Consider the following 25443-nt stretch of genomic DNA (forward strand, 5'->3'; position numbering starts at 1 on the left):
TGCGTTTCAGGTCCACCTAGGACCTGTCTACTAGAGTCTGCGAAGCAGCCGCCAGCGGTAGAATTTCAGGAGGCAATATGGTCCCGCCCGACCTCATCGAAGTACCCACGGACGGCGGACGGAGTGTCCTTGTCGAGATTCGTCGGCCGGACAGCGACGCCCTGGTGCCCGCCTCCCGGCCCGGGCACATGGTCAAACGTGCCTCTGAGACCCTGGACGCAGTGCTCGCCACCGTACACCCCGTCGTGGGATCTCTCGCGAAATGGGCCCGAGCGAGCGGCCCGGACCAGGTCGAGGTGGAGTTCGGCCTCTCACTCACCGGCGGGTCGTCCGTCATCGTTACCAGTGGCACCGCAGCGGTCAACTTCCTGGTTCGCGTCACCTGGACCGGAGGCCGAGAGAACAAGACGCTCAGTTAGCGGTCGTTGAAGAGGGTGACCTTGAGCCCACATCATCTAGTGCTCCACCGTGGCGAACCGCGTTCCGTCGCGAGGTGGAGCGGGAGGGCCACCATCGGCTCAGGCAGCCGGCGCCGACGCTGTCGTCACGTTCCGGTTGGTGACTCCTGAAGAACGGAACTTAGCCCGGTGGCCGGCGGACATGGCGGCCAGTTCGGCGACGCTGCGGACTGATACCGACATGATCTCCAAGTGTGCCGCATCAGCCCTGACGACAGCACGTTGATTACCGTCGGTCGCAGTCATGATGGCAGGGCAGACCCCGGATGGGTGATCGATGTGCGCCCGGCAGTTTCGGTACGCGATGACATAGCGCGTCATTTTCCGACAGGCGATCGGCTGGCGGACCGGCATGAAAAGCAGAATCCGGTAGAACTCCGTCAGTCGGGGCCTTTTTCGCGTACGCGGGTACGACAGCCCATCCGTCGGAGCTTGATCAACGCAGGGCTGTGATGTTGTCGAGCTGATCGGGGCGAAGGTTCTCCCTGATGATGCCGGGCGGTCGCGCCCGGTCAGGCGCGCACGCGACGACCTCCTCGGGGGTGATCGCGTAGTCGACGCTGAAGTCGTGATCGGCGTGGGGAAGTTCCTCGTCAAAGAGTTGGCTCTGGTGGACGGTGGTGGCTATGACGGTGTCCCTGGTGACCAGCCCGACCTCGGTCAGGAGCGCGATCTCCAGGTCGGAGTAGCCAGCGCCCTTGCCGACTCGTACGCCGTTGCGTCGGCTGATCGCGACGCTGCCGCACACGATCATGTCCACCGGCCGCATGTCGTCGAGGCCGACTGTGGGGGCGATCTCGGGCACGCCTGTGCTCGTGGCGAAAGTCTCGAAGGGGACTGTCAGCATCGCTGGTCTCGTCCTTGTCCTGCCACCGGCTCTGAGCGTTGTCGAAACCGCCGGTCGGCTGCCCCGAAGCGCTTGCCGGTCTGCCTGATCCACGGGCCCGGAGAGGTGACCGGCACCGGCTGAGGGTAGTGGTCGCCGCAGTTGTGTTCCGTGACAGCACCGCTTCCAACAAGCCGGGCAGTCGCGCAGCGGCGGGACTGCCGAGGTGACGCCGAGTTGGCCGTTCAGGACGTTCCCGGCGCCTGAACATCCAGCCCTGTTCGTTGAATCCAGGTCAACGATCCTAGTTCGATCTTGGCTTGATGGATGCTGCCAGCCGCCGAAGACTGCAGGTCATACCGCTTCGACTCCTACAGATGGGAATCCATGCATGAACATCGAAAGCACCGTCGAGCCGGTCGCGCCAGCGGGCGCGGGGCCCCGAACCACAAGTACTCGAACTCGTCCAACGAGCCCGTTGCTGATGGGCTGCGGTATCGCCGCGGGCCCGCTGTTCCTGGCGGCGGGCGTGATCCAGGGCCTGACCCGCGAGGGCTTCGACTTCACCCGCAACGCCATCAGCCAGCTCAGCCTCGGAGATCTGGGCTGGATCCAGGTGATGAGTTTCGTCGTCTGCGGAATGCTGATCATCGCTGGCGCGATCGGCCTGCGGCGGGCGCTGCGGGACGGGCCAGGCGCCACCTGGGCGCCCCCACTGGTCACCGTGTTCGGCGCCTCATTCCTGGTCAGTGCGGTGTTCGCCGCCGACCCCGGTGCCGGCTTTCCCGTCGGCACCTCCGACGGCCCGACCACCTCTCTCAGCACCCACGGCGCCGTCCACATGGCCGGCGGCATGATCGGCTACCTGGCGTTGTGCGCGGCGTTGATCGCGCTCGCGCGTCGTTTCTCCGCCCAGGGCCGGCGTGGCTGGGCGCTGGCTTCTCGCATTGTTCCGGTGGTCGTCGTCGCCGGTTTCGTCGGTTCGGCGGCAAACGTCCTGCTCTTCTTCGTGGGAGCGGCCCTGGGTCTTGTGTGGCTCTCCGCGACGATCGCCAGGCTCGCCACGACCCCCCAGCCACCGCTTCACCAGTCCCGCTGACCGTGTGGATGGCTCGGACGCTGTCATCGCGGGTTTGCTCACCGCAACCGGCATCAAGCAGCGCCTCGTACTGCCGACCTCGCTACAACCCAGGGCCGAGACGGCGATTCCCGCGTCACGTCGGCGATGTACGAGGAGACTCAGGCCCGGTCTGCGTCACGGCTGTAGGTGCTCGGAATCCGCTGGCCTCGGATGGCGATGCGGGGACCAGACGTCGCTGGTGAATGCGGCCTGGAGGGGGCGATCACGGGCGGGTGATCTTGGCTCGGTCGATCTCGCCATCCGCGACTGTGGTGGGTGGCTGGTGGACTGCGAACCGAGGACCTGGAACGCATCGCGAGCTTGACCGACACTGTGACAATAATGATCATGAGTGTGGGTCGAATGTCAGCCTTCGGCCACGTCAACTCGCGTCGTCGCCCCGGAGGTTCTCGTATCAATGGATGTCGCCCTTTCGCTCCTCGTCGGGATCCCGATTGGAGTCTTTCAGTCGATTCTTATGCTCTGGATAGTGTTCCGGGTGTTTTCCCCACGGCTTGCCTGGTCCTCGCCGATGGCTGTGGCGGCGGGTGGAGGTAAGGACGCGGCGGAACTCGCCTGTACGGTGTCCAACGTCGGGCGTCGCGACGCAGTTGACGTAGCCTTTCACGCCGACCTCCGAGTTGACCACGAAAAGACCGTCGACGGGGTGACGCGCTCACTTATCAAGCTTCCCTTGAATTCGTCGTGGATGCCCCGGCTCCGTCGCGGCAGCATGAGGCGCATTCGAATCGAAGACTCTCGTGTGCCTGCCAGTGAGTGGAAGCGCCTCAAGCTTCGGACGGGAATTGAGGCTGAAACACTCATGGACGTCATCCAGGGGTGCCCGACCGCGCACATCCGCCTATACGGGCTGGCTTCGGATCCCTTCAGTGGATCTCGTCAGGTCTTCATTTCACTTGATCTCTACGCTCGTGACTTCGAGCCGGTCGAACCCCCGTTGGACGCCTAACTTGTGCGGCGGAACGAGGTGGTCGTTGCGCGCTGGCGCTCGCCAGAGCACGTGGGTGGCGTTCCGGTCTAACGGCTGGAAAGAAGCTCACCGGTAATCGTTGGACCCATCGCGACACAAGCCAGGGTGAGAGTTGCCGAGGCAATGGGGGTTCGGGTGGGTCCACCGAAGAAAAGGGACGAGGGCTGGTTCACCGGCCTCTACGTCGCCGAGTACGCGAACGTCGTGAGGTATGGCCTGCGCCGACTCCCGGACTCCGACACGTCGGTGGAGCTCGCGCAGGAGGTCTTCGTCGTCGCTTGGCGTCGTCGTGACGAGGTGCCGGACCGCAGCCTGCCCTGGCTGTACGGGGTGGCCCGGCGGCTCCTGGCGAACCACTGGCGGTCGCGGCGCGGCGCCCCCGATGTGCTGCCCATCACTGGTGCCGACCTGGCGCGGGTCGCCAGCTCGTCGGGTGCCGATATCACCGTCGGGGTCGCCGACGTCCGGGCCGCGCTGACCAATCTCAGCGAACTCGATCAGGAAATTCTCCGGCTGATCGGCTGGGAGGAGTTGACGGTGTCCGAGGCGGCGCAGGTTCTCGGCTGCACTCGGGCGACCGCGGCGGTGCGCCTGCATCGCGCCCGCCGCCGCCTCGCCGAAGCGATGTCGGACCGGCCCGCTCAGTCTCGGCGCCGCCCCGTGCTGGCGACCACGCGAGAGGAACTGTGATGTTCGGAGCAGAGCGCACCCGTACCCTCCTCGGCCCGGTGGACCCGGCCCGGACCGCCGCCGTCGCGCCGCCGCCGGTCTCGGCGCAAGAACTGATCAACCGCGCCGGCACCACCGAGATGGACGCCGGGCGTCGTCGCGTACGCCCGACCCGCCGGCTGGTTCTGACGGCGGGGACGCTGGCGGTCGCGGCCGGTGCCGTGGCCGTTCTCCAGCCGTTCGACAGGCCCGCACCGGACGTTCCGGGCGGGCCCGGGATTGCAGCGGGATCGGTGCTCGTGCCGGTCTCGTACCAGTTCGACACGAACCCGCCGGAGGCTGGCCCGCAACTGCGCGCGCTGGCCGCCAAGATCAAGGACGCGGAGTACGACCATCTCGACGGGCGCTACATGTACCACCACACGAAGGTGTGGGGCGATCCGGTGATGACCTCCGCCGACCGCCGTCACCACGTCGCCTTCGCTGGCGAAACAAGGGTCTGGCAGGCCGCCGACGGGACCGGCAGCCAGATCAACAAACAGTTGGAGCCGCAGTACCCCGATCAGGAGTCCCGCGACTACTGGCAACGCAACCTGGCCTCGCTACCCACAGTTGACGCCACGGCGGCTCCGGCCATGATCCCGCTGCCGCCCATGGAGCTGACGCCACCGTCGGCCGACCCGTCGCAGCTGCGCGAACTGCTCAAGGTCGAGTACGGGCCGGGCGCCGCGAGTAAGGAGGTCAGCACTCTCTATTCGCGGTTCGTCGTACCGCGTGCGGCCCGAGCGGAGATCCTGCGGGTCCTCGCCGACGTGCCCGGCTTCCGCTGGCGGGGGCAGGTGACGGATCGCGCCGGTCGGGCCGGGCTCGCCATCACCTTCGACGACCGCGAACACGACGCGCAGTCTCTCCTGATCTTCCATCCGAAGACAGGTGAGCTGCTCGCCCACGAGCGACTGACGTTGTCGCCCGTGCGGATCAGCGCGTACAAGGTGATTCTCGATGCCGCCTGGACTGATCGAATTGGTTGAACGCCGAACTGCGGGGCCGCTCCTTCCGGGAGCGGCCCCGCTGCAATGTCGGATTCCAGAGCTGGGGGATCAGCGGTTCGCTGGCTCGCTGCTCGGGGCTGGCTGGACGCGCTCGAACCGTACCCGGCTCAGCCAGCCCGGTAGGTCGCTGAGCACGTACAGTTCGCCGTGCACGTCGGCGTCGATGGCGGTCGGCTGGATGGGGAAGTTGCCGATGATGGCGGACTCGTAGCCACCCCAGGGCTTCGGGCGTACGGCGAAGGCGAGGGTCGAGCAGTAGTCGCTGGCGACGTAGGTGCCCCAGGCTTCCGGGGTCGCGGACCCTCGGTACACCACGCCGCCGGTGACCGAGCAGCTCTCCGTCATGTAGTGCTCGTACTCGAAGACCGGGTCGGTGTACTTCACGCCCGGCCGGCACTGCTCCGGGTCGAACACCGGGGTGCCCTCGCGGCAGGACCAGCCGAGGTTCGCGCCGCCCTGCCACGGGCGGATGTGGTTGATCTCCTCGACCAGGCCCTGGCCGACGTCGCCGATCCAGAGTGAGTTGTCGAGCTTGTCGACGGAGAACCGCCACGGGTTGCGCAGCCCGTAGAGCCAGATCTCGGGGCGTGCGTCGCGGTTGCGGACGAAGGGGTTGTCGGGGGGTACGCAGTAGGGCTTCGCCCCGCAGCTGCGGTTGACGTCGATCCGCACGATTTTGCCGAGCAGGGTGCCGAGGTCCTGGCCGGCCTTGTACGGGTCGTTCGCGTGGCCGCCGTCGCCGAGGGACCAGTAGAGGTAGCCGTCGCGGCCGAACGCCACCTGTCCGCCGTTGTGGTTGTTGTACTCGGCGTGCTCCTGGGTGAGCAGCACCTGTAGCCGCTCAGGAGCGGTGATCGGCAGTCGTGCCAGGGTCAGGGCGCCGTCCGGGAGGCTGGTGTAGGCCACGTAGAGCATCCCGCTCCGCGTGAAGTTCGGCGCGGGGGTGATGCCGAGGAGGCCGCGCTCGTTGCCCGACGTGTCGACCAGGGCGGTCAGGTCGAGCACCGGCTCGGCGGCCAAGCCGGTGTCGGGGTGGTAGGAGCGGACGGTGCCGTTCTTCTCCGCGATCAGCATCCGGCCGTCCGGCAGCCCGGTCAGCGCGATCGGGCGCTGAAGCCCGAAAGCCACCTGTTCGGCTACCACGGTAAGTTCGGTGAGGGGCACTTTGCCGGGGCGGGGTGCGCCGGCCGTGGCGGTGCCGGCGGCCGACGCCGACAGGAGCGCGGACAGGACCAGGGCGAGCAGGCCGGCCAGTACGGGTACTGGGCGCCAACGCGGTCGCGACATGTTCTCAGCTCCTTAAGCAGGTGGTGGGAGTGCGCAGGCTGGGAGCGTGCCCAACACTACATCAACTCTTATCAATGCATTACATGAGACGTGGCATCGGCGGCCGGTGGAGTGGTCTTCGTACGATGACCGCCATGGATGTTGCGATCGTGACGAACGCGGTCGTGGCCGCGGTCTCGGTGATCACCGTCGGGGTCTCGGTGTTCTTCGCGCTCCGGCAACTGCGGCTGTCGCAGAGTGCGAACCACACCCTGGTCGCGATCGAGCTGCTCACCCGGGACCGGATGAGCGACGCCTTCCTGGACAGCCAGCAGTTCGTGCTCACCGAGCTGAGGGCGAGGTGCTCGCCGGAGCTGCGGGTCAGCGATCTGCCGCCCGACGCCCGTAAGCATGTGAACCGGATCGCGTTGTACTACAACGGCCTGGGTCAGATGTTGGCCTTCAACGTCGTCGACCCGGCGCTGCTGATCGGCACGGGTGGCTTCCGCGCCCGGGAGGCGTGGAGTGTCCTGGAGCCGTACATCCTCGCCGAGCGGGCGGCCCGCGGGGAGTCGTACCTGGCGAACTTCGAGCATCTCGCCGTGCTCGCCACCGAGACGCCGTGGTCGATGGCGGTGCGCAAGCTGGGCCTACGCCGATTCGACAGCTACCCCGCCGACCTGGGCCTGGCGACCGGAGCGGGTAACGCGGATGGGAAGGCACCGGCCGCTGAGCCGGCCAGTGAGCGTGGCGTCAGTTCTGCGGGCTCCGTTTGACAGCCTCCGCGCCTACTGACCGAACGCGGGTCAGGTAGGTCGGGGTCGGCCCGCCGCCGGGCATCAACGGCCGATCGCTGGCCGCCGCCTGCTCGTCCAAGACATGCGTCGGAGTGACTGATGTTCACGTGCACATTGCGCGCCATGGTGGTGACCCCAACCGGCGCGTCACACCGCTCTGGATCATCAAGCTGTGATTCACATCGATCTAAAGCACTCTGGTCGAGCTGGCCGGCCGGTGCGGTACCACTCGTCGTACCTGCTATTTTTCCGGTCGTCGGGATGAACTCCTTGAGTGCCCCGTAACTTTGTGGCAATCTCACTGCCATCGATGCGTAGCGTTGTGTCGTCTCTTGTGGTCTGCCCCTTGAGCACGTGAGTCGCCGGGCGATGTTAGCGCTAACCCGTCGAAGTGACGCGACTCTGGAAGGTGCTGAGACACATGAAGAATCTCGTACATCCGAGCGGTTCTCCGCGACGAAGGTGGTCCACCACGGCGACGATGCGTGCGCTGGCGGTCGGGTTGCTGGTGGCCGGTATGGCGCTGGTGCCCGCCGGTCCCGCCAGCGCGGGCACCACGTTGGGCACCGCGGCGGCGGAGAAGGGCCGCTACTTCGGCGCAGCCGTCGGTACGTACAAGTTCAACGACAACACGTACATGACGGTGCTGAACCGCGAGTTCAACAGCCTGGTCGCCGAGAACGAGATGAAGTGGGACGCGACCGAGCCGCAGCGGGGCGTGTTCAACTTCAGCGCCGGTGACCGCATCGTCGACCATGCCCGGTCGCGGGGCATGAAGGTGCGGGGGCACACGCTGTTGTGGCACGCCCAGCAGCCCGGCTGGGCGCAGGGTCTGTCCGGCGGTGACCTGCGCAACGCCGCGATCAACCACGTGACCCAGGTGGCCAGCCACTTCCGGGGGCAGATCTACTCCTGGGACGTGGTGAACGAGGCGTTCGCCGACGGCGGCAGTGGCGCGCGGCGGGACTCGAACCTGCAACGCACCGGCAACGACTGGATCGAGGCCGCGTTCCGCGCCGCCCGGGCGGCCGACCCGGGCGCCAAGCTCTGCTACAACGACTACAACACCGACGGCATCAACGCGAAGTCGACAGGCATCTACAACATGGTGCGCGACTTCAAGCAACGCGGCGTGCCGATCGACTGCGTCGGCTTCCAGTCCCACCTGGGCACCACGATCGCCGGTGACTACCAGGCCAACCTGCAACGCTTCGCCGACCTCGGCGTCGACGTGGAGATCACCGAGCTGGACGTCACCCAGGGCGGTAACCAGGCCAACATCTACGCCACAGTCACCCGCGCCTGCCTGGCGATCTCGCGCTGCACCGGCATCACCGTGTGGGGCGTACGGGACTGTGACTCCTGGCGCGGCGGCGACAACGCCCTGCTCTTCGACTGCGCCGGCAACAAGAAGCCCGCGTACACGGCGGTCCTCGACACCCTCAACGGCGGCAGCACCCCGAACCCGACCGGCAACAGGTTCCGCAACGACGCATCCGGACGGTGCCTGGACGTCAACGGTGCGAGTTCGGCAAACGGCGCACAGATGATCATCTGGGACTGCCACAACAACGCCAACCAGCAGTTCACCCAGAACGGGCGGGCGTTGCAGGTGATGGGCAAGTGCCTGGACGTGCCGAGCAACGCCGCCGCCGGCACCCGGGTGCAGATCTACGACTGCCACGGTGGGGCGAACCAGCAGTGGGTGATCAACAGCAACGCCACGATCAGCAACGCGCAGACCGGGTTGTGCCTGGACGTCAACGGCGCCGCCACCGCCAACGGCTCCGCGGTGATCGTGTGGGGCTGCCACGGCGGCGCCAACCAACGCTGGACCCGGGCCTGAGCTGATGAGCGCGACAGTCGGCACCGCACAGAAGGGAACGACTATGGACCTGTCCCGCTCACGTCGCCACCTGAGCCGGATATTCACCTGCGCCCTGGCCGCTCTCCTGGCGGTGCCGACTGCCGTGCTCGGTAATGCCTCACCGGCCGCCGCCGACACCAGCCAGTTCCGCGGTGTCAACTGGGCGAGGTTGGGAGACAACTTCCACGGCGGACCGCTGGTCCTGCACGGTCTGAGCAGCTCCGACAGCTACGCGACGGTGGTGGCCAAGGCCAACGCGATCTACACCGGCTTCCAGAACAACCTGGACGCCAACACCGTACGGTTGCCGATCAACACCTACACCGTCGGTACGAACTGGTGGAATGCGTACACCGGCGCGATCGACGCCGCCACCGCGAAGGGCCTCAAGGTCGTCCTCTCCTACTGGGACGACGGCGTGGCCGCCAGCGGCGGCCGGATCGTCAACACCACCGCCTTCAACAACATGTGGAACACCGTGGTCGCCAGGTACGGCAGCAACGACCTGGTGTACTTCGAGCCGATGAACGAGCCCGGCGGGCACAGCGCGGCAGACTGGGCCAACGTGGTGAACAACTGGCTCACCGCCCGTCCCTCGATCCCCCGCCACCGGGTCTTCGTCAGTGGTGCCGGCCTGAACACCGACATCAAGTCGATGTGCGCCGACCGTCGGCTCGACGGGACGATCGTGTCGCTGCACCACTACACCTTCTTCAGCGGCGCGAAGACCTACGACCAGTGGGTGACGTTCCTGCGGGACGCGATCGGCTCCTGCGCCGCCCGTACCGTGATGGACGAGTTCGGTGCGCCGATGGACACCGGGCTCAACTACCACGACGCCACCAGCACCGACAACTTCGTGCGCTACTTCCGCGCCACCACCGAAGTGCTGCGGGAACTGCGCATCGGCTCGATCTACTGGCCGGCCCTGGGCGGCAAGGTCACCGCCGGCCAGGGCGACGACTGGTACGCCATGCAGAAACTGCACGGCACCGGCACCAACCTCACCCTCAGCACCCCCAACGCCAGCGGTCTCGACCGCCTCCGGTACGCGTGGGGACTGACCGGCGGCGGCACTCCGGACCAGGCGAGCCGGCTCCGGAACGTCGGCACCGGGCAGTGCCTGGACATCCCGGGCGCCACCACCGCAAACGTCCAGGTCCAGGTGTACGCCTGCAACGACACCGCCGCCCAGCGGTGGACCGTGACGGCCGGTGGGCAGATCAGCGCACTCGCCGGCCAGCGGTGTCTCGACGCGTACAACCGGGGGACGACGAACGGCACGGTCGTCGGCACGTACGCGTGCAACGGCGGCGACAACCAGCGGTGGACGATCGGCGGCGACGGCACGATCCGCGGCGCGCAGTCCGGCCTCTGCCTGGACGTGAACACCACCACGTCCAAGGTCCAGCTCTGGTCCTGCTGGGGTGGCGACAACCAGAAGTGGCAGGTGGAGAACGCCTGACTCGGCTCACCCACCCGCGCTCGTCAGGGCGGGTCCGTGCTGTCCGTGCCCATTCGGCGGCGCGGTGTGTCAAAGGCTTCCGGGTGGCGGCCCGACTGTCGCTGGCCGGGGCGTAACGCCTCGGCGAGGCACGTCTCGTCGACGGGAGCGGAGGGAGTGGAGATGAGATCCTTTGTCCGTACCGGAAGAGGTCCATTACTTGCGCTAGCGGTGTTCGTCTCCGCCGCGGTGCCAGCCGTGGTCGCAGACCAGGATCCGGCTTCGGCCGCGGTCCAGGAGACGCTCTATGTGGCACCTGGTGGAAACGACGCCAACCCCGGCACGATCGCCGCACCGTTTCGAACCCTGCAGCGCGCGCGGGACGTGGTCCGTACGAAGACCGCGACCATGACCGGTGACATCCAGGTCTACCTTCGCGGTGGCAGCTATCCGGTGAGCAGCACGATCGAGTTCGGGGCGAGCGACTCCGGCACCAACGGCCACCGGGTGATCTACGCCGCGTACCCCGACGAGACGCCGGTGCTTGAGGCCGGTGTGCAGGTGACCGGCTGGACCCAGCACAGCGGCAACATCTGGAAGGCGCCGCTCGACCGGGCCAACAAGCTGCGGGCGCTCTACGTCAACGGCCAGCGGGCCCACATGGCGGCCAAGACCATCACTTCGTCTGGCTGCCACGGCACCTACACCATCACCGCAGGGCAGGCCGACTGGGCGTGGGAGTCAGGCTCGCAGTGTGAAGGCGCGAGATACAACCCGGCCGATTTCCCCGCGATCTCCCGGAATCAGGAAGACATCGAGATCGAAACGGCCACCACCTGGACCACGGCCATCGTCGGAGTTCGGCAGGTGACGACAAGTGGTGACGGTCAGAGTCGTATCGCGCTGTTCCAGCAGCCGGGTGCCGCCATCGCGCAGGGGGCGTTCAACGGCAACGCCCAGATCAACGGTGCCCACAAGGTCATGAACGCCTACGAGTTCCTGGACACGCCGGGGGAGTTCTACTTCGACAAGTCCAGCCGGACGCTCTACTACTACAAGGCCGGCGCCGACAACATGTCCACCGCGTCGGTCTTCGCACCCAACAACGTGACCACAGTGCTGCGGGTCGCCGGCACCTCGACAAGCAACCACGCGCGCAACATCACGTTCGCCGGCCTCACCGTGCGGCACTCCGACTGGAACCTGTTCAACGTCGCCGGCTCGGTGTTCAAGCAGGCCCAGCAGGGCAATCTGGGCGCGCAGGCGTACGCTCGCGGCAATTTCCACGTCTACTACTACCGCAACGTCGACGTCACTCCCGGAATCATCCACATGCAGAACGCCAGCGGAATCCGGTTGGAGCGGAACCGGATCGCGCACACCGGGGCCGACGGAATCAACATGATCAACGACGTGACGAACACGCAGTTGGTCGGCAACTACACAAACGACATCGCCGGGTCGGCGATAAGCGTGGGTCACCCGCAGCACGTCTACGTCGGCGACCACACGTCGAGCAACCGCGAGAAGTACCCGCCCCAGGTCGAGGGACTTCCGAAGAACATCGAGATCCGGAACAACTACATCCACGACAGCTCGGTGCTGTTCAACGGGCACGGCGCGGTCGCGGCGTACTTCGCCGACACCTTGACGGTGCAGCACAACCGCATCGAGAAGGCCCCGTGGGCGGGTATCACGATGGGCTGGGGGTGGTGGAACTTCGACGGCTCCTCAGGATCGATCGCGCCCAACCGGCCCACCACCACGGCGAAGAACAACACCATCAGCCACAACCACATCATCGACACGGTGCAGCGACTCAGCGACACGGCACCCATCTACACGCTGGGCAGCCAGCCGGGGACCGTCATCCACGACAACTACTTCCAGGGCGTTCCGGCTGGCCACAAGTACGGACTCCACCCGGACGAGGGCTCGGCGTTCATCACCTTCCGGGACAACGTCCTGAGCGTGGACAAGAACATCACCTGGATGATCAACTCAGACGACTTCGGCCGCAAGCACGATCTGAGCATCACCCAGACGTACGGCCCGATCAACAAGGTCTCCAACAAGAACCTGCCCAACAGCACCATCCACGACATCCTCGTCTCCTCCGACTACGTCTGGCCGGCGGCGGCCTATGGAATCGCGGTCAACTCCGGGCTCGAAGCCTCGTTCCGGGACATCACCCAGCCGCGCAACCTGCCCATTCAGGACTACGTCCTACCGGCCAGCACGTTCGTCGGCAGCGGCACGTCCTCGATCCCGATCCGCAACGGCGGCGATGCGACCAGGTCGCTGTGGCTGGCTCCCTCCGGCACCACCACCTTCACCGCCGGTCCGACGATGACCAGGGCGGACGGCAACGCCACGTCCATCGCGGTGCCGACGTCGTCGGGTGACTACCGCCTCTACGTCGTCGACGCGCAAGGCAACCGATCGGCTCAGTCGACCTCGATCGTCCGGCGGCAGGGCACCGGTGGTACGTCGGACACGCAGCTCGTCGGCGGCCAGTCCGGCCGTTGCATCGAGGTCTCCGGCGCCACCACCACCAACGGCACTCAGATGCAACTGTGGGACTGCTCCGGCGGCTCGCACCAGCGGTGGACCTACACCGCCAGCAAGCAGTTCACCGTGTACGGCAACAAGTGCCTGGACGCGAATGGTGCCGGCACCACGAACGGCACCACGGTCATCATCTGGGACTGTCACGGCGGTCTCAACCAGCAGTGGAACGTCAACGCCAACGGCACCATCACCAACGTCCAGTCCGGACTGTGTCTCGATGCCAACGGCGCCGCCACCGCCAACGGAACGAAGATCATTCTTTGGTCCTGCAACGGCGGCGCGAACCAGCAATGGAGTCGGCGCAGCTGAGAGCCGCATCCCGGGGGCCAGGCACCGTCGGTGCCTGGCCCCCGGTGAGTTCGCCCGCCCGTGCGCTGACGCACCGCCATGCACGACGGCGGCTTCTCGGGGCTGTCTCGCATCCGGTCTGATCCGACGAGTGGTCCGACATCAGAGAGGGCGCCGCGTGCGGGCGGACTGACGGTGTCGACGAGGCGCGGGTGAGCTGGCACCATGTGCCGATCATGAAGCGGGCCCGGACGGAGAACCTGTTGAACAGCGTGTGGTCGGGGCCGGGTGGGCTCCCGGGGCGATCGGGTCCTCGCCCGGTGGGCAGGATGGCTGTGGCGGTAGGTGCCGCCGTCGTGCTGGCCGTGGCGGCTGGCTGCGCCGACGCGGCGTCGCAAACGTCGGCACCGAGCCCGTCGGCAAGCATGGTGGAGAAGGACCTCCACACGTGGCTGCACGAGGGCGCGAGAAAAGTCGGTCAGGACACCTACTCGACCCGGCTGACCATGACCCGCAGGGACGTCGAGGGAGCTTCGGTCAGTACGAGAGTCGAGATGACGGTGGACCCGGCCAGGCGCCGGAGCGACATGGCTATCCACTTCCCCATTCAGCAACCTGGCCACTTTCAGTGGATCGAGATCAAGACCGTCGACGAAGAGAGTTGGGTGCGGTTCTTCGGCTTCGGGGCGCCTCCCGAGGGGTGGCTACCGGTCGACCTGCCGCGTCTGCTGGGTGCGGGCTCCTCGATCTTCATCGGTATGCAGGCGACGGACGATCTGCAGGAACTGGTGAAGACGTCGGTCGAGCTGCGGCTCGTCACCGAACGAGCCGTTCGTGGTGTCCTCGACCTCCGTCGGCATCCGCACCTGACCGCCGAGCTGCGTGCGGAACTGCCGGCGACCAACACGATGGTGCCCTTCGACGCCACCCTCGACGCGCAGGGCCGGCTCACGAACCTGACGCTGCACTTCGATCAGGTGGAAACGGGCGCCGGTGGGTGGCGGTTTCTCTACCACTCGTTCGGTCGGCGACAGCCGATCGAACCGCCACCCGCCAAGGACGTACTCGATCCGGACGACCTCGACCCGCAACTGCTTGCCGAACTGCGCGACGTCGGCTGGTTGTAGGCGGGCCGCCGCCACCCCCACCGCCGGGACTGCCGCGTCTACGATCGGCCGGTGGCCCGATCCCTTGACCGCATCGCCCTCATCTCCGACGTCCATGGCAACCTGACGGCGCTGGAGGCCGTGCTGGCCGACATCGACGCGCGCGGCATCGAGCGGATCTTCAACCTCGGCGACTACGTCGGCAAGGGGCCGCGCGGTCGCGAGGTGATCGAGGTCTGCCGGGAGCGCTGCGAGGTCAACATTCTCGGTAACTGGGACGACTTCCTCCCCGACCCGGACCGGACCTACGACAACGAGGCGATGGCCTGGTGGCTGGCGCAGCTCGCCGACGGCCAGGGCGACTGGCTGCGCGGCCTGCCGTTCAGCCACGACTTCCTGCTGAGCGGGCGGCGGGTCCGACTCTTCCACGCGTCGGCGACAAGCGTGCACCGTCGGGTCCGGTTCGACCACGACGAGGCCGAGTTCCTCGGCATGTTCGCCAACACCCCGGCCACCGGCGACGGACCGGAGCCCTCGGTCGTCGGTTACGGCGACACCCACGATCCGTTCTACGAGGTCGACCGGGAACGCCGGACCCTGTTCAACACCGGCAGCGTCGGCAACTCGATGGGCGATCCGACCCCGGTCTACGTGATCCTCGAAGGTGTCCTGGGCTCCGAGGTCGACGCGTCCTTCTCGATCCAGTTCGTCCGCGTGCCGTACGACGTCGAGGCCGAGTTGGCCGTGGCGGCCCGGTTGGGCATGCCAGAGTTGGAGGGGTACGTCTCCGAGCTGCGGCGCGGCATCTACCGGGGCGCGATGCACGTTCCGGGCGGACCGAGGTACCACCGGCAGCCGAGACCGCAGCAACCGGCCGCGTGACCGGTCCGGAACCATATGGCGTACGCGCGGCGACGGCGGCCGACGCCGGGTGACCTGGCGACGGCCAGCGACCGAAACCCGTAGCCCTCGGGCACCTGCGCAGTTGCGTCCGGATTACCGCGAGAGCGTCGCGTCGAGCATGTCGATGAGCTGCTCGGCCGCCGCCGCCGTGTCGTAGTCGGGATCGTGGAGTTGCTCGGCGACGATCGCGTCGATGCCGCCACCGACGATGATCGCCGTCGTGCGTGCGTCGATGTCGCCGCTGCCGCCGCGCGCGAGCCGGGCCGCGCTGATGAGCTCGGCCAGGGGCCGCCAACGGGCGGCCGGATCCTGGTCGCCGTCGTCGTGCACCATCGCCTCGATGATCATCCGGGTGTGCCGGGGATGCTCCCGCAGGTGCCCCACCATCGACCTGACGTACGCGGCGGGCCGGCTCGCCGCGTCGGCGGCCTCGACCGCACCGGCCACGTCGCCGACGAGAGCGGCGAGGGCGTGCTCGTGGGCGGCGCGTACCACGGCGTCCTTGGTCGGGAAGTGGTAGAGCACGGCGGCCTTCGTGATTCCGGCGCGTTCGGCGATGGCGGCCAGTGAGGCGCCCGCGTAGCCCCGGTCGGCGACCAGCTCGATGGTGACCTCGATCAGTTGGGCGCGGCGGGCGCGCTCGATCAGGGTCAGTTCGCCCGTCGCGCCCTCTCGTCTCCTTGTCACCCGCCGAATTCTACCGTACGGTCAAAAAATCTACCGATCGGTTAGGAGGGGTGTCGTGGGTGTCTGGTTGAAGAAGGCCGGCAAGCGACTGCGCCCCCGGAGGCGGCGGGTCAAGGTGCTCCTGCTCGGGATCGGGCTCAGTGTTTTGGTGATCATCTTCGTCATGCGTACGCCGGCTCCGATCGGTCACTGGGACAGCGCGGACGGCCAGGACCGGTTCCTCCGGGCCTATGCGGAGGCCTTCGCCGCCCTGCCCGACCCGGCGGAGACCATCGACGTACGCACCGACTTCGGCATCGTCCGCGTCTACCGCTTCGCCGGCACCGGCGCGGAAGGCGGCGCGGAGATTCCGTTGCTGCTGCTGCCCGGGCGTGCCTCGGCCACGCCGGTCTGGGCGGACAACGTGCCGCTGTTGCTGCGGATCAGCGACGTCTACGCCATCGACCTGCTCGGCGAGCCGGGCATGAGCGTGCAGGCCCGCCCGATCGACAGCGACGAGGCGCAGGCCGAGTGGTTGCACCAGACCCTCGATGCGCTCACACCGGACAAGTTCCACCTGGTCGGCCTGTCGATCGGCGGCTGGACCGCGGTCAACCTCGCGCTGCACCGACCGGACCACGTCGCGTCGATGACCGTCATCGACCCGGTGTACGTCTTCGCCGACCTGCCGTTGGGCACCATCGTGCGTTCCATCCCGGCCGCGCTGCCCTGGCTGCCGAGGTCGTGGCGGGACAGCTTCAACTCCTACACCGCCGGTGGTGCATCGGTCGAGGACGAGCCGGTCGCCGACATGATCGAAGCCGGCATGCAGCACTACAAGCTCCGGCTGCCGCAGCCCTCCCGGATCAACGAGGAACGACTCGGTCGAATCGACCTGCCGGCCCTGGCGATCATCGCGGGAGAATCGGTAATGCACGACCCGCAGTCGGCCGCCGAGACCGCGCGACGCAGCCTGCCGCACGGCACCGTCCGGCTGTACCCGGGCGCCTCCCACGCCGTCAACGGAGAGCAGCCCGACCAACTCGCCGCCGACATCGCCGGTTTCATCGCCTCGCAGCCGTGATGGATGATCGCTTAGCTCGTCGTCCGGCTGGACGAGCCGGCGGAGTTGTCAGAAGAGTGTGGTGGGTTCCGTCGGGACCGGTTCGGGCAGCGGCGCCAGCCCGGGTACGCGGGCGCGTACCTCGTCGTGGAAGCGGCGGGCCAGGGGCGGCGCATCGGCGTTGTCCGGCGTGTGGATGAAGACGGTAGGCGACCGGCCCTCGCGCAACCACTCCGCGGTGACGTCCACCCACCGTCGCCAGCCCTCGACGGTGCGCGCCGGGTCGTCGCGACCGAGGTAGCGGATGATCGGTCGGGCGGTGAGCGCGACCGTACGCGGCGGCATCCTCGGCTTCTTCGTCCAGGCGTCCCGCTCGGCGTCGCTTGTCGGCGGGTCGGCGAAGAACGCGGTGGTGTCGAACGGTATCCACTCGGCGTCCGTCTCGGCCAGGGTGGTCTCCAGCAGCCGGGTCGCGCGGCGGTCGGTGAAGAAAACCGGGTCGCGCACCTCCACCGCGGGGTGGTGGGCGGCGGGCAGGCGGCGCAGGAAACGGGCGAGCGTCGGTACGTCGTCCGGGCCGAAGGAGCCGGGCAACTGGACCCAGAGGGCGTACGCCCGGGAGCCGAGTGGCTCGATCGCGTCGAGGAAGGCGCGCATCGGCTGGTCGACGTCGGTGAGGCGGCGCTCGTGGGTGACCACTTTTGGCAGCTTCACCACGAAGCGGAAGTCGGGTTCGGTCTGCTCCGCCCAGGACGCGACCGTCTCGCGGGCCGGCGTGGCGTAGAAGGTGGTGTTGCCCTCGACCGCGTCGCACCAGCCGGCGTAGTGCCGGAGCCGCTCATGCGCCGGCAGTGGATGGGGGAGCAGCCTGCCCTGCCACGACCGATGGGTCCACATCGCACACCCGACGTGCAGTCGCATGGCCACCTGTTCAGCCGGCGTCGGTGCGGTCGACGGTGATTGTGGAAACGCCTACCGTTGCGTCGATGTCGTAGCGGTCGGTCGCGGAGTTCCACTCCGGCGGGGTGAAGGTGGTGCCGCCGGCCACTCCGGAGTGGGTGGTGCCGTCGATGGTGACCGAACCGGCGCCGCCGCCCGCGCGTACCTGCACGGGAGCGTCGCCGGCCAGATGGACGACGACCTGGCTCGCGCCGCCGCCGAGCAGGGTGCGCTGCGTCCCCTCCGGAGCGGGCAGCGTCAGCTCGACCCGGTTCGCGCCGGCGGTGAACTCGACGTCGCCGACCTGCGCGCCGCGCAGGTCGAGGTGCTGTTCCTTGGCGCCACCATTGAGCCGGACGTGCCAGCGGACCGACTCGGCCAGCACCACCTCCACGACCGCCGGGCCGTCCCGGTCGGTGCCGCGCAGGCTGGTCAGCAGGCTTCCGTCGGTGAGGGAGACGGCGGGACGGACGTTGGCGTCGCGGGGCGTCGACACCCGGTACGCGTCGTCGCCGAGGTCGGCGGTGCGCACCTGGACCACGTCGGCACCGTCGAGCAGGACGAAGGTGGCCTCCCGCAGATCGCCGACGGCACCGGTGACGACGTGACCGTTGCGGCCGTCACCCCGGACCGACACCCATGTCCAGGTGGCGACCACCACCACCACGATGACCAGTACGGCCGCACCGATCCACCACCACAACCGTCGTCCGCCGGCTGCCTGAGCGTTCTCCACGTCGCCTCCCGTACATCGATGACCGCACGGGTTACTACCCGCCTGTCACCGACTCTTACGCGTGGGACGCCAGGCGGGCTCACCGCGGGCAGCGCCCGGCGTGCTTGCGGACGCTCAGTGTGCGCCGCGACATCGACTCCGGCCCGGAAGCAACATGGGTTGGAGCCGACATGTCTGAGCGACATGATTATGTCGCTCAGACATGTCGATGCAGAAGCTTATTGACTCAGGCGGTCACTACGGACGGTGGTGACGTCAGGCGCGGGACCACTTCTGGTTGGGGGTGCCGGCGCAGTCCCACAGTTGCAGCCGACCACCGTTGTTCGGGTTGTTGTCGCGTACGTCGACGCAGCGGTTGGCGTTGAGGTTGACCAGGTCACCGGCGGCGTTGAGGGTGAAGCGTTGCGCCGGGTTGCCGTTGCAAGCGACGAGGTTGACCTCGGTGCCGTTGGCCGTGCCGGCCCAGGCCGGGTCCATGCACTTGCCCATCGCGCGGATCGTGCCGTCGGCGGCGAAGGTCCACGCCTGCGCGGCGGTGGTGTTGCAGTCCCAGACCTGTAGCGGCGCGCCGTCGACCGGGTTGGCGCCGGGGATGTCGATGCACCGGCCGCTCTGCTGTCCCCGGATCCGGGTCGTGCCGGTGTTGCCGTCCGGGACGTAGCCGTAGACCCGGACGTAGTCGACGACCATCTGCTGCGGGAACTGGGTGCTGCCGTCGGGGTAGCCGGGCCAGTTACCGCCGACGGCCACGTTCAGGATCATGAAGAAGGGGTGGTCGAAGACCCAGCGGTTGCCACCGAGCCGGCTCGGGTCGACGCGGAAGAACTCCGACCCGTCGAGATACCAGCGGATGATGTTCGGCTCCCAGTCCACCCGGTAGGTGTGGAAGCTGTCGGCCAGCGGCTGCCCAATGGTGCGGCTGCCGGTGATCCCGCCGCCGCCGGAGTAGCCCGGCCCGTGGATGGTGCCGTGCACGGTGTTCGGCTCCCGCCCGACGTTCTCCATGATGTCGATTTCGCCGGAGGCGGGCCAGCCGACGTCGCCGAAGTCCCGGCCGAGCATCCAGAACGCCGGCCAGATGCCCTGCCCTCGGGGGATCTTGATGCGCGCCTCGAACCGGCCGTACGCCTGGCTGAAGGTGGCCGCGGTCAGCAGCCGGGCCGAGGTGTACTCGCACCGGCCGTAGTGGCACTGGTAGTTGGCCGGGTTCTCCCGGCGGGCGGTGATGACGAGGTTGCCCTGGCCGTCGTGCACCGCGTTGCTGGTGCTGTTGGTGTAGTACTGCCGTTCGTTGTTGCCCCAGCCGTGGCCGCCGATGTCGAAGCGCCACTTGGACTGGTCGACCGGGGTGCCGGCCGGCGAGTTGAACTCGTCCTGCCAGGTGATCCCGCCGATCGCGGCGGCGGCCGGTGCGGACTGCACGGGTAGCAGGAGCGCGCTTGTGACGAGGGCCGCGCCCAGGGCGGCGGCTGCCCGCCGGAGGCTGCGGGAGGTGGCGTACACGATGGAATCTCCTCGGGGTGGAGGGACGGATGCGCTGGCGAGGCGGTTGGAGAGCGCTCTCCATATCCGAGTCTGTCGATTTCGACAGAATTAGTCAAGGTTGTTAACAGCTATCGTCCGGCCGGGCTTGAGGTAAGGGTGCGTCAACCGGTGGTTGACGAATGCAGATCGTCAACCTAAGGTTGACGCATGACTGAACCCGTGCAGATGAGCAACCCGGTCCGGCTCGACGACCTGATCCAGACCATCAAGCGGACCCGTACCGACGCCCTCGACCAGCTCAGTGACGCCGTCATGATCGCCGACCACATCGGTGAGGTCGCCGACCACCTGATCGGCCACTTCGTGGACCAGGCCCGCCGCTCCGGGGCGTCCTGGACCGAGATCGGTCGCAGCATGGGGGTGAGCAAGCAGGCCGCCCAGAAGCGTTTCGTGGCCTCGGCGTTGGATCCGCAGGAAGGCTTCCAGCGGTTCACCCCACGCGCCCGCAACGTGGTGATGGCTTCGCAGAACGAGGCGAAGGCCGCCGGTAACGCCGAGATCACCCCGGCGCACCTGGTGCTGGGCCTGCTGGCCGAGCCGGAGGCGCTGGCCGCCAGGGCGTTGGCCGCCGGCGGTGTGTCCGTCGAGGCCGTGCGCGAGGCTGCCACGGCGGCGCTGCCGCCGTCGTCGGAGGAGGTCCCGGACCTGATTCCGTACGACACCGCCGGCAAGAAGGCGCTTGAGCTGACCTTCCGCGAGGCGCTGCGGCTCGGGCACAACTACATCGGCACCGAGCACATCCTGCTGGCCCTGCTGGAGCAGGAGAACGGCGAGGGCGTGCTCACCGGCCTCGGTGTGGACAAGGCCGCCACCGAGGCGAACATCGTGGCGGCCCTGGCCAAACTGCGGACCTTCGAGTAGCCGGTCAGGGCTCGACGGGGAAGCCGTACCGGGCGGCGTGCTCCGGGTCGACCGGATCGATCTGGCGTAGCCCGGCGTCGGCGAGGCGCTTGTTCACCTCGTCGAGTCGCTCGCGCACCAGCCGGGCCTCCTCCTCGGTGACCCGCCCCCGGTGCGGCCGACCCGCGTGCTCGATCGTGCCGTAGTCGACCTTTTCGGCGCTGCGGCGGGTCTTCGGCGGGCGTACCCGCTCGGCGGTCTTCAGCAACTGCGCCATCGGCACATCGGTGGCCATCGCGTCGAACTCGCTCGCGGTCAGCACCACCCGACGCGGCTCACCGTGGCCGTGCCGGTCATGGATCTCGACCACCGCCACGTCCAGTGCCGCGTCGTCGATGCTCTCCACCTCCATCGGGGTGGCGTCCAGTTGCACGGGCCCGGCCACCAGGTCAGGGTGCTCGAGAACGACGATGCGAACCGCCTCGTCGTCGGCACCCAGCACCGTGCCGCTGAAGTCGGAGACGTGGATCGTCTTCTTGCCCATGGATGTGCCAACTCCCGTCGTGACCCGTCGAAGGACCAGCAGACGTTACCCGACAGGTGTGCGAAAGCGCGCGGTGGCTCGCCGCCCTACAGGCTTCCTCGGCGCGCCACCCACTCGGTCGGCTGACCGGTGATCGCGGCGATCCGGTCGTAGTCGGCGTCGTAGTGCAGCACAGTCGCTCCGTGCACCTCTGCGGTCGCCGCGATCACCAGGTCGGGTAGTCGGAAGTTGCGATGCTGGCTGTCCGCGGCGAGCATGCGGTGCACGGCGAGAGCGCGATCCATCGCCTCGGTTGTCACGTCCATCCACCGGTGGCCGCGCAAGGCTTGCCACAGGATCTCGTACCCCTTCGGATGAGGAGCATTGTTGAGGAACTCGAGAGCTGCCATGTGACAGGCCGCCAGTCGTCCCTCGGCCAGCAACGTCTCAAAGCGGCGTCGGACCGCCGGATATCGCCCCTGAAGCACGAACACCGACGTGTCGGCGAGATAGATCGCTCCTGCCATCACGCGGCCTCGGAGTCGCGCGCATCCTCCACGAGTCGACCGAGATCCCGGCCGCCGCCGTAACGCCACGCCTCTGCGGAGTCGGTGAAGTCCATCTCCACCTGATCGAATGCGGAGACGATCTCCCGTGCCTGGCGACGCAGGGCAAAGGCGTGCAAGGCGGCGTTGATGGTCGCCACCTTGGTCTCGGTGCCGAGCACCTCGCGGGCTGCCTCAAGCCACTCGTCGTTCACGTCCACGGTGATGCGTGTCATGCCCACAATCATACGCCAGATAAGCGGATTTCAAGGCACCAAGATTGCGTTGTGGTTGGTGTGTCAGTGGGGGTTCAGGTGGTGCCGAATGGGGCCGGCAGGCAGGCTGTTCAGCTCGCCCCAGGAGAGCGCGCCGGGACGAGTGCGGTGACCCCGGTACGACGCCTGGGCCGGAAAACGGCCGGTGAGCCCGTGGTTGCGCCAGGCGCGCTCGGGGTCCTGCTGATCACGGTCCTGCGGCTGTTTCTGCATGCCCCCACCGTTCCAAAGAAAGTTGTCCATGTATGGAAATGAATATGACGGTCGATCGATCGTTCAGGTTCCCCGGAACGGGCCCACCTACGCCCCGAACTGACCGCGTCGTCGTACGGTGAGCGGCGTCGACGGTGACGGACCGGGAGGTGTTGATGCTCGACCGGCGGCTCCACCTGCACCTGGCGACCTGGCTGGGACAGTGGCCGGCCGGCCCGGGCCTGCACGTGGTCGGGTCCGGGCGGCGTACCCGACCCGCCTGGGACGGTCGGCCGCGCCCGGCCATCGCGGTCCACGCCGGGGCGAGCGGCGTGCTCTCCGTGGCGCCCGACCGGCTCGCGACCGTCCGTGAGCTGGCGCGGCACCCGGACGGTCTGCTGACCGCACTGCCGGCGGCGGTCGGCTATCCGAACTGGGCGGTGCACGACGACGTGTTCCGGTGGAGTGTGGCGCCGGCGGCACTGCCGGACGTCGGTGAGTGGGTGCCGCCCACCACCGCCGGCCTGCCCTCCTGGCTGCGGCTGTTCGACCGGTCGGTGCTCATCGTGCGCGACCGCCGGGGCCGCTACCTGGCCGGCGTCGGGATCAAGCGCCATGACCGGCACGGACACGAGTTGGCGGTGGGCACCGTCCCGGCGGCTCGCGGCCGCGGGCTGGCCCGACGGTTGGTGGCCCAGGCGGCTCGCCGGGTGCTCGACGACGGTGCCGTGCCGACCTATCTGCACGACCGACGCAACGGGGCCTCGGCGCGGGTGGCGGAGGCCGCCGGGTTCCCCGACCGCGGCTGGCGCTCCTACGGCGTCTACCCGAGCTGAACGCCGACCGGCAGGGCGCGGACCGTGGATCCCGGGCCGGATCCACGGTCCGCAGCCTCCCCCCAGGTCCGCGTGAGGCTTCAGTGCCGATCACGCTACGTATCCAGAACCCTCTCGGCAAGCTGCCGCCACCGTCTCATTGCTGTCCAATTGTGGACTTGACCTGGGGAAAAACAGCTCCCCCGCTCGTCTCGGTCAGTGACGCAGGGTGCTAATCAGGCTGACGACCTGTTGCGTCACTGGCCGCAGGACGCGCAGTCGCGACAGCTTCACCAGTCGGTCGACAAGCGGCACCGCGCCGTCGATCAGTTGCCGGGTCCGGGTCTGTCCCGGTGAACGGTCGTAGACCCAGAAGAGCACCACCCCCATGTAGGCGAGCCAGAGCAGCTCGGGCAGTTGGGGGCGCAACTCCGCGTCGACCTTGGCGGTGGAGCCGGTCAGCACGTCGGCGTAGAGGCCGATGGCCGCCTCGCGGGGCCCGGAGGACTCCGCGGAGAAGGGGCTCAGCGGCGAGGTGGGTTCCGCGGCGGTCTTGAAGAAGCTTGCCGCGAACTCGTGTGACGGGGTCAGCACGTCGATGCCCGCGTGCAGCACTCCGCCCAGCCGGGCGGCGAAGTCGGATTCGCGATCGAGCACCGGCTGTGCCGCCGCCCGGTGCTCCTTCTGCGTCCGGGCGTAGAACTCCTGGATCAGGTGTTCCTTCGACTGGAAGTAGTAGTAGGCGTTGCCGACCGCGACGCCGGCCTCCGTCGCGATGGCGCGCATGGTGGTGCGGGCGTAACCACGTTCGCGGAACAACCGCATCGCGGTCTCCAGGATCAGCTGCCGCGTCTGCTCGCCCCGGGCGGTCGCCGCCTCACCCGCAGCGGTCGTCGGCACAGTCTGGTCGGTCATTCCGGTCACCGTATCCCGTCGCACCGTCGATCGGTTCCGGCGACGGTTCGCGGACCCGTTCGCGCACCGCGGACGCGGCGGACACCACCCGCCGGGCCAGTGGCAGCAGGTGGGGGCGGGCGAGGCGCTGGGCCGTCTCCCGGTGGTCGGCCAGCGCCCACAGGCACGCGAACCAGGCGCCGTCGCCCGCGTACACCTCGCCGGTGTCGGCGATCACCGTGAGGTCGCGCAGCGTGGCGTCGTGGTCCAGGCTCGGGAAGCGCAGCCGGGCAGCCGCCGAACCGGCTGGCACGAACTCCAGCGGTACGAGCTGTGGACGCGACGCCAGCCAGCCGCGCGCGGCCCGGCACAGTGGGCAGTGTGCGTCGTAGAGAACGGTGAGGCTGCGGATGCCACCGCCCCCGTGCGCGGTGGCATCCGGCAGTCCCTCCATCCCGCCCCGGCCCGGCGTTGTCATCGGGCCGGCGGCGCGGGCGGGGCCTGCGGGTTGGCCTGGCCAGGCGGGGCCGGCGGAACACCCTGCCCAGGCATGCCCGGCCCGGGCGGCACCGGTGGATAGGCGTGCTGCATCGGGAGCCGACCGACCGGAGCCAGGGGCGGATGGGTGGCGAGCTGGCGCAGCCGGTTCCGCCGGTACCGGCCCAGGGCGAAGACGTTGAAGAAGTGCAGCGCGCCGAGCACGAGCAGCACCAGCCCGATCTTCAACGAGAGTTCCTCCATCGCGACGCTTGTCGAGCCGACGGGCTCGGAGTGCTGCATCGCCACCGTGACGTAGCCGAGGTTGAGCAGGTAGAAGCCGACCACGAGCAGGTTGTTCACCGCCCGTGCGAGGCGTTCGTCGGCGAACACCTCGTCGAGGAAGACCATTCCGTTGCGAGTGAGCGCCCGCGCCACCCAGACGGTCAGACCGATGCTGATCGTCAGGTAGGCCAGGTACATCCAGACCTTGGTGTCCATGTGTCGCCCAATCTTGAACGCGTTCAACTTGATGGACGTCAGCGTACGGCAGAAGTTGAACGCGTTCAAGATGG

General features: G+C 68.0%; 27 protein-coding genes. 14 read left to right on the forward strand and 13 right to left on the reverse strand.

The genetic code is table 11. From position 1 onward, the window contains the following. Window positions 1-77: 77 nt before the first annotated feature. Window positions 78-419 carry a CU044_2847 family protein gene (locus tag AB0J93_RS00590; protein ID WP_363916704.1) on the forward strand — a complete coding sequence of 114 codons (342 nt, stop codon included), beginning with the start codon at window positions 78-80 and terminating at the stop codon, window positions 417-419. A gap of 475 nt (window positions 420-894) precedes the next feature. On the opposite strand, the gene AB0J93_RS00595 is transcribed toward AB0J93_RS00590, so the two are convergent. Then, complete coding sequence (locus tag AB0J93_RS00595) at window positions 895-1263, reverse strand: 5-formyltetrahydrofolate cyclo-ligase (protein ID WP_363916706.1); 369 nt, start codon at window positions 1261-1263, stop codon at window positions 895-897. A gap of 505 nt (window positions 1264-1768) precedes the next feature. On the opposite strand from AB0J93_RS00595, the gene AB0J93_RS00600 reads away from it, so the two are divergent. The 4 genes from AB0J93_RS00600 (at window position 1769) to AB0J93_RS00615 (ending at window position 5095) form a co-directional block, all read left to right on the forward strand. Beyond that, the gene (locus tag AB0J93_RS00600) at window positions 1769-2383 is read left to right on the forward strand and encodes a DUF998 domain-containing protein (protein WP_363916708.1); all 615 of its coding nucleotides are present in this window, start codon (window positions 1769-1771) and stop codon (window positions 2381-2383) included. Window positions 2384-2822: 439 nt separating this feature from the next. Further along, the gene (locus tag AB0J93_RS00605; protein WP_363916710.1) at window positions 2823-3374 is read left to right on the forward strand and encodes a hypothetical protein; all 552 of its coding nucleotides are present in this window, start codon (window positions 2823-2825) and stop codon (window positions 3372-3374) included. Window positions 3375-3518: 144 nt separating this feature from the next. Beyond that, on the forward strand, window positions 3519-4085 hold the full coding sequence (locus tag AB0J93_RS00610) for a sigma-70 family RNA polymerase sigma factor (protein WP_363916712.1): 567 nt from the start codon (window positions 3519-3521) through the stop codon (window positions 4083-4085). Beyond that, complete coding sequence (locus tag AB0J93_RS00615; protein WP_363916714.1) at window positions 4085-5095, forward strand: CU044_5270 family protein; 1011 nt, start codon at window positions 4085-4087, stop codon at window positions 5093-5095. Before AB0J93_RS00610 ends, AB0J93_RS00615 begins: the two co-directional genes overlap by 1 nt. A 69-nt stretch (window positions 5096-5164) precedes the next feature. On the opposite strand, the gene AB0J93_RS00620 is transcribed toward AB0J93_RS00615, so the two are convergent. Continuing rightward, window positions 5165-6403, reverse strand: a complete 1239-nt coding sequence (locus tag AB0J93_RS00620; protein ID WP_363916716.1) for a PQQ-dependent sugar dehydrogenase — start codon at window positions 6401-6403, stop codon at window positions 5165-5167. Window positions 6404-6537: 134 nt separating this feature from the next. On the opposite strand from AB0J93_RS00620, the gene AB0J93_RS00625 reads away from it, so the two are divergent. The 6 genes from AB0J93_RS00625 to AB0J93_RS00650 all read left to right on the forward strand — a co-directional run bounded on the left by AB0J93_RS00625 (window position 6538) and on the right by AB0J93_RS00650 (window position 15337). Further along, on the forward strand, window positions 6538-7158 hold the full coding sequence (locus AB0J93_RS00625) for a hypothetical protein (protein ID WP_363916718.1): 621 nt from the start codon (window positions 6538-6540) through the stop codon (window positions 7156-7158). Between the two features lie 502 nt (window positions 7159-7660). Beyond that, window positions 7661-9025 carry an endo-1,4-beta-xylanase gene (locus tag AB0J93_RS00630; RefSeq protein ID WP_363916720.1) on the forward strand — a complete coding sequence of 455 codons (1365 nt, stop codon included), beginning with the start codon at window positions 7661-7663 and terminating at the stop codon, window positions 9023-9025. Window positions 9026-9029: 4 nt separating this feature from the next. Continuing rightward, on the forward strand, window positions 9030-10511 hold the full coding sequence (locus AB0J93_RS00635; RefSeq protein WP_363916722.1) for an RICIN domain-containing protein: 1482 nt from the start codon (window positions 9030-9032) through the stop codon (window positions 10509-10511). A 162-nt stretch (window positions 10512-10673) separates the two neighbouring features. After that, a complete protein-coding gene (locus tag AB0J93_RS00640; RefSeq protein WP_363916724.1) occupies window positions 10674-13370 on the forward strand; it encodes a ricin-type beta-trefoil lectin domain protein in 2697 nt (898 codons plus the stop codon). 308 nt (window positions 13371-13678) lie between these two features. Next, the gene (locus AB0J93_RS00645) at window positions 13679-14476 is read left to right on the forward strand and encodes a hypothetical protein (RefSeq protein WP_363916726.1); all 798 of its coding nucleotides are present in this window, start codon (window positions 13679-13681) and stop codon (window positions 14474-14476) included. A 51-nt stretch (window positions 14477-14527) separates the two neighbouring features. Continuing rightward, window positions 14528-15337: a metallophosphoesterase family protein gene (locus tag AB0J93_RS00650; protein WP_363916728.1), complete on the forward strand. Its 810-nt coding sequence runs from the start codon at window positions 14528-14530 to the stop codon at window positions 15335-15337. A gap of 114 nt (window positions 15338-15451) precedes the next feature. Here AB0J93_RS00650 and AB0J93_RS00655 read toward each other — a convergent pair whose 3' ends face one another. Next, window positions 15452-16045 carry a helix-turn-helix domain-containing protein gene (locus AB0J93_RS00655; RefSeq protein ID WP_363916730.1) on the reverse strand — a complete coding sequence of 198 codons (594 nt, stop codon included), beginning with the start codon at window positions 16043-16045 and terminating at the stop codon, window positions 15452-15454. A gap of 55 nt (window positions 16046-16100) precedes the next feature. Between AB0J93_RS00655 and AB0J93_RS00660 the strand changes: the two genes are divergently transcribed. Continuing rightward, the gene (locus tag AB0J93_RS00660; RefSeq protein ID WP_363916732.1) at window positions 16101-17108 is read left to right on the forward strand and encodes an alpha/beta hydrolase; all 1008 of its coding nucleotides are present in this window, start codon (window positions 16101-16103) and stop codon (window positions 17106-17108) included. A gap of 48 nt (window positions 17109-17156) precedes the next feature. Here AB0J93_RS00660 and AB0J93_RS00665 read toward each other — a convergent pair whose 3' ends face one another. The 3 genes from AB0J93_RS00665 to AB0J93_RS00675 form a co-directional block, all read right to left on the reverse strand. Further along, window positions 17157-17984, reverse strand: coding sequence for a DUF72 domain-containing protein (locus AB0J93_RS00665; protein WP_363916734.1), 828 nt, complete (start codon window positions 17982-17984; stop codon window positions 17157-17159). 34 nt (window positions 17985-18018) lie between these two features. Beyond that, on the reverse strand, window positions 18019-18762 hold the full coding sequence (locus AB0J93_RS00670) for a hypothetical protein (protein ID WP_363916736.1): 744 nt from the start codon (window positions 18760-18762) through the stop codon (window positions 18019-18021). A gap of 255 nt (window positions 18763-19017) precedes the next feature. Beyond that, a complete protein-coding gene (locus AB0J93_RS00675; RefSeq protein WP_363916738.1) occupies window positions 19018-20265 on the reverse strand; it encodes a family 16 glycosylhydrolase in 1248 nt (415 codons plus the stop codon). A 189-nt stretch (window positions 20266-20454) separates the two neighbouring features. Between AB0J93_RS00675 and AB0J93_RS00680 the strand changes: the two genes are divergently transcribed. Further along, entirely contained in the window at window positions 20455-21168 is a 714-nt protein-coding gene (locus AB0J93_RS00680; protein WP_363916740.1) for a Clp protease N-terminal domain-containing protein, read from the forward strand. Window positions 21169-21172: 4 nt separating this feature from the next. Here AB0J93_RS00680 and AB0J93_RS00685 read toward each other — a convergent pair whose 3' ends face one another. The 4 genes from AB0J93_RS00685 to AB0J93_RS00700 form a co-directional block, all read right to left on the reverse strand. Further along, window positions 21173-21691, reverse strand: a complete 519-nt coding sequence (locus tag AB0J93_RS00685) for a hypothetical protein (RefSeq protein WP_363916742.1) — start codon at window positions 21689-21691, stop codon at window positions 21173-21175. 86 nt (window positions 21692-21777) lie between these two features. Beyond that, window positions 21778-22197 (reverse strand): PIN domain nuclease, encoded by a 420-nt coding sequence (locus AB0J93_RS00690; protein ID WP_363916744.1) that lies wholly within the window; start codon window positions 22195-22197, stop codon window positions 21778-21780. Next, window positions 22197-22451 (reverse strand): type II toxin-antitoxin system VapB family antitoxin, encoded by a 255-nt coding sequence (locus AB0J93_RS00695; protein WP_093401820.1) that lies wholly within the window; start codon window positions 22449-22451, stop codon window positions 22197-22199. The genes AB0J93_RS00690 and AB0J93_RS00695 overlap by 1 nt, the downstream gene beginning before the upstream one ends. A gap of 63 nt (window positions 22452-22514) precedes the next feature. Further along, window positions 22515-22733: a DNA repair protein gene (locus tag AB0J93_RS00700; RefSeq protein WP_363916746.1), complete on the reverse strand. Its 219-nt coding sequence runs from the start codon at window positions 22731-22733 to the stop codon at window positions 22515-22517. 125 nt (window positions 22734-22858) lie between these two features. Here AB0J93_RS00700 and AB0J93_RS00705 point away from each other — a divergent pair, with 125 nt between their 5' ends. Continuing rightward, window positions 22859-23518 (forward strand): GNAT family N-acetyltransferase, encoded by a 660-nt coding sequence (locus AB0J93_RS00705; RefSeq protein WP_363917650.1) that lies wholly within the window; start codon window positions 22859-22861, stop codon window positions 23516-23518. Between the two features lie 195 nt (window positions 23519-23713). Here the strand turns inward: AB0J93_RS00705 and AB0J93_RS00710 are convergent, their stop codons facing one another. The 3 genes from AB0J93_RS00710 to AB0J93_RS00720 are packed head-to-tail and all read right to left on the reverse strand — an operon-like array spanning window position 23714 to window position 25369. Beyond that, complete coding sequence (locus tag AB0J93_RS00710; protein WP_363916748.1) at window positions 23714-24412, reverse strand: TetR family transcriptional regulator; 699 nt, start codon at window positions 24410-24412, stop codon at window positions 23714-23716. Then, the gene (locus AB0J93_RS00715; protein ID WP_363916750.1) at window positions 24375-24869 is read right to left on the reverse strand and encodes a DCC1-like thiol-disulfide oxidoreductase family protein; all 495 of its coding nucleotides are present in this window, start codon (window positions 24867-24869) and stop codon (window positions 24375-24377) included. Before AB0J93_RS00715 ends, AB0J93_RS00710 begins: the two co-directional genes overlap by 38 nt. Continuing rightward, window positions 24866-25369, reverse strand: a complete 504-nt coding sequence (locus AB0J93_RS00720; RefSeq protein ID WP_363916752.1) for a hypothetical protein — start codon at window positions 25367-25369, stop codon at window positions 24866-24868. Before AB0J93_RS00720 ends, AB0J93_RS00715 begins: the two co-directional genes overlap by 4 nt. Between the last annotated feature and the right edge of the window lie 74 nt (window positions 25370-25443).

The sequence above is a fragment of the Micromonospora sp. NPDC049374 genome (assembly GCF_040677165.1).
GTDB lineage: Bacteria > Actinomycetota > Actinomycetes > Mycobacteriales > Micromonosporaceae > Micromonospora.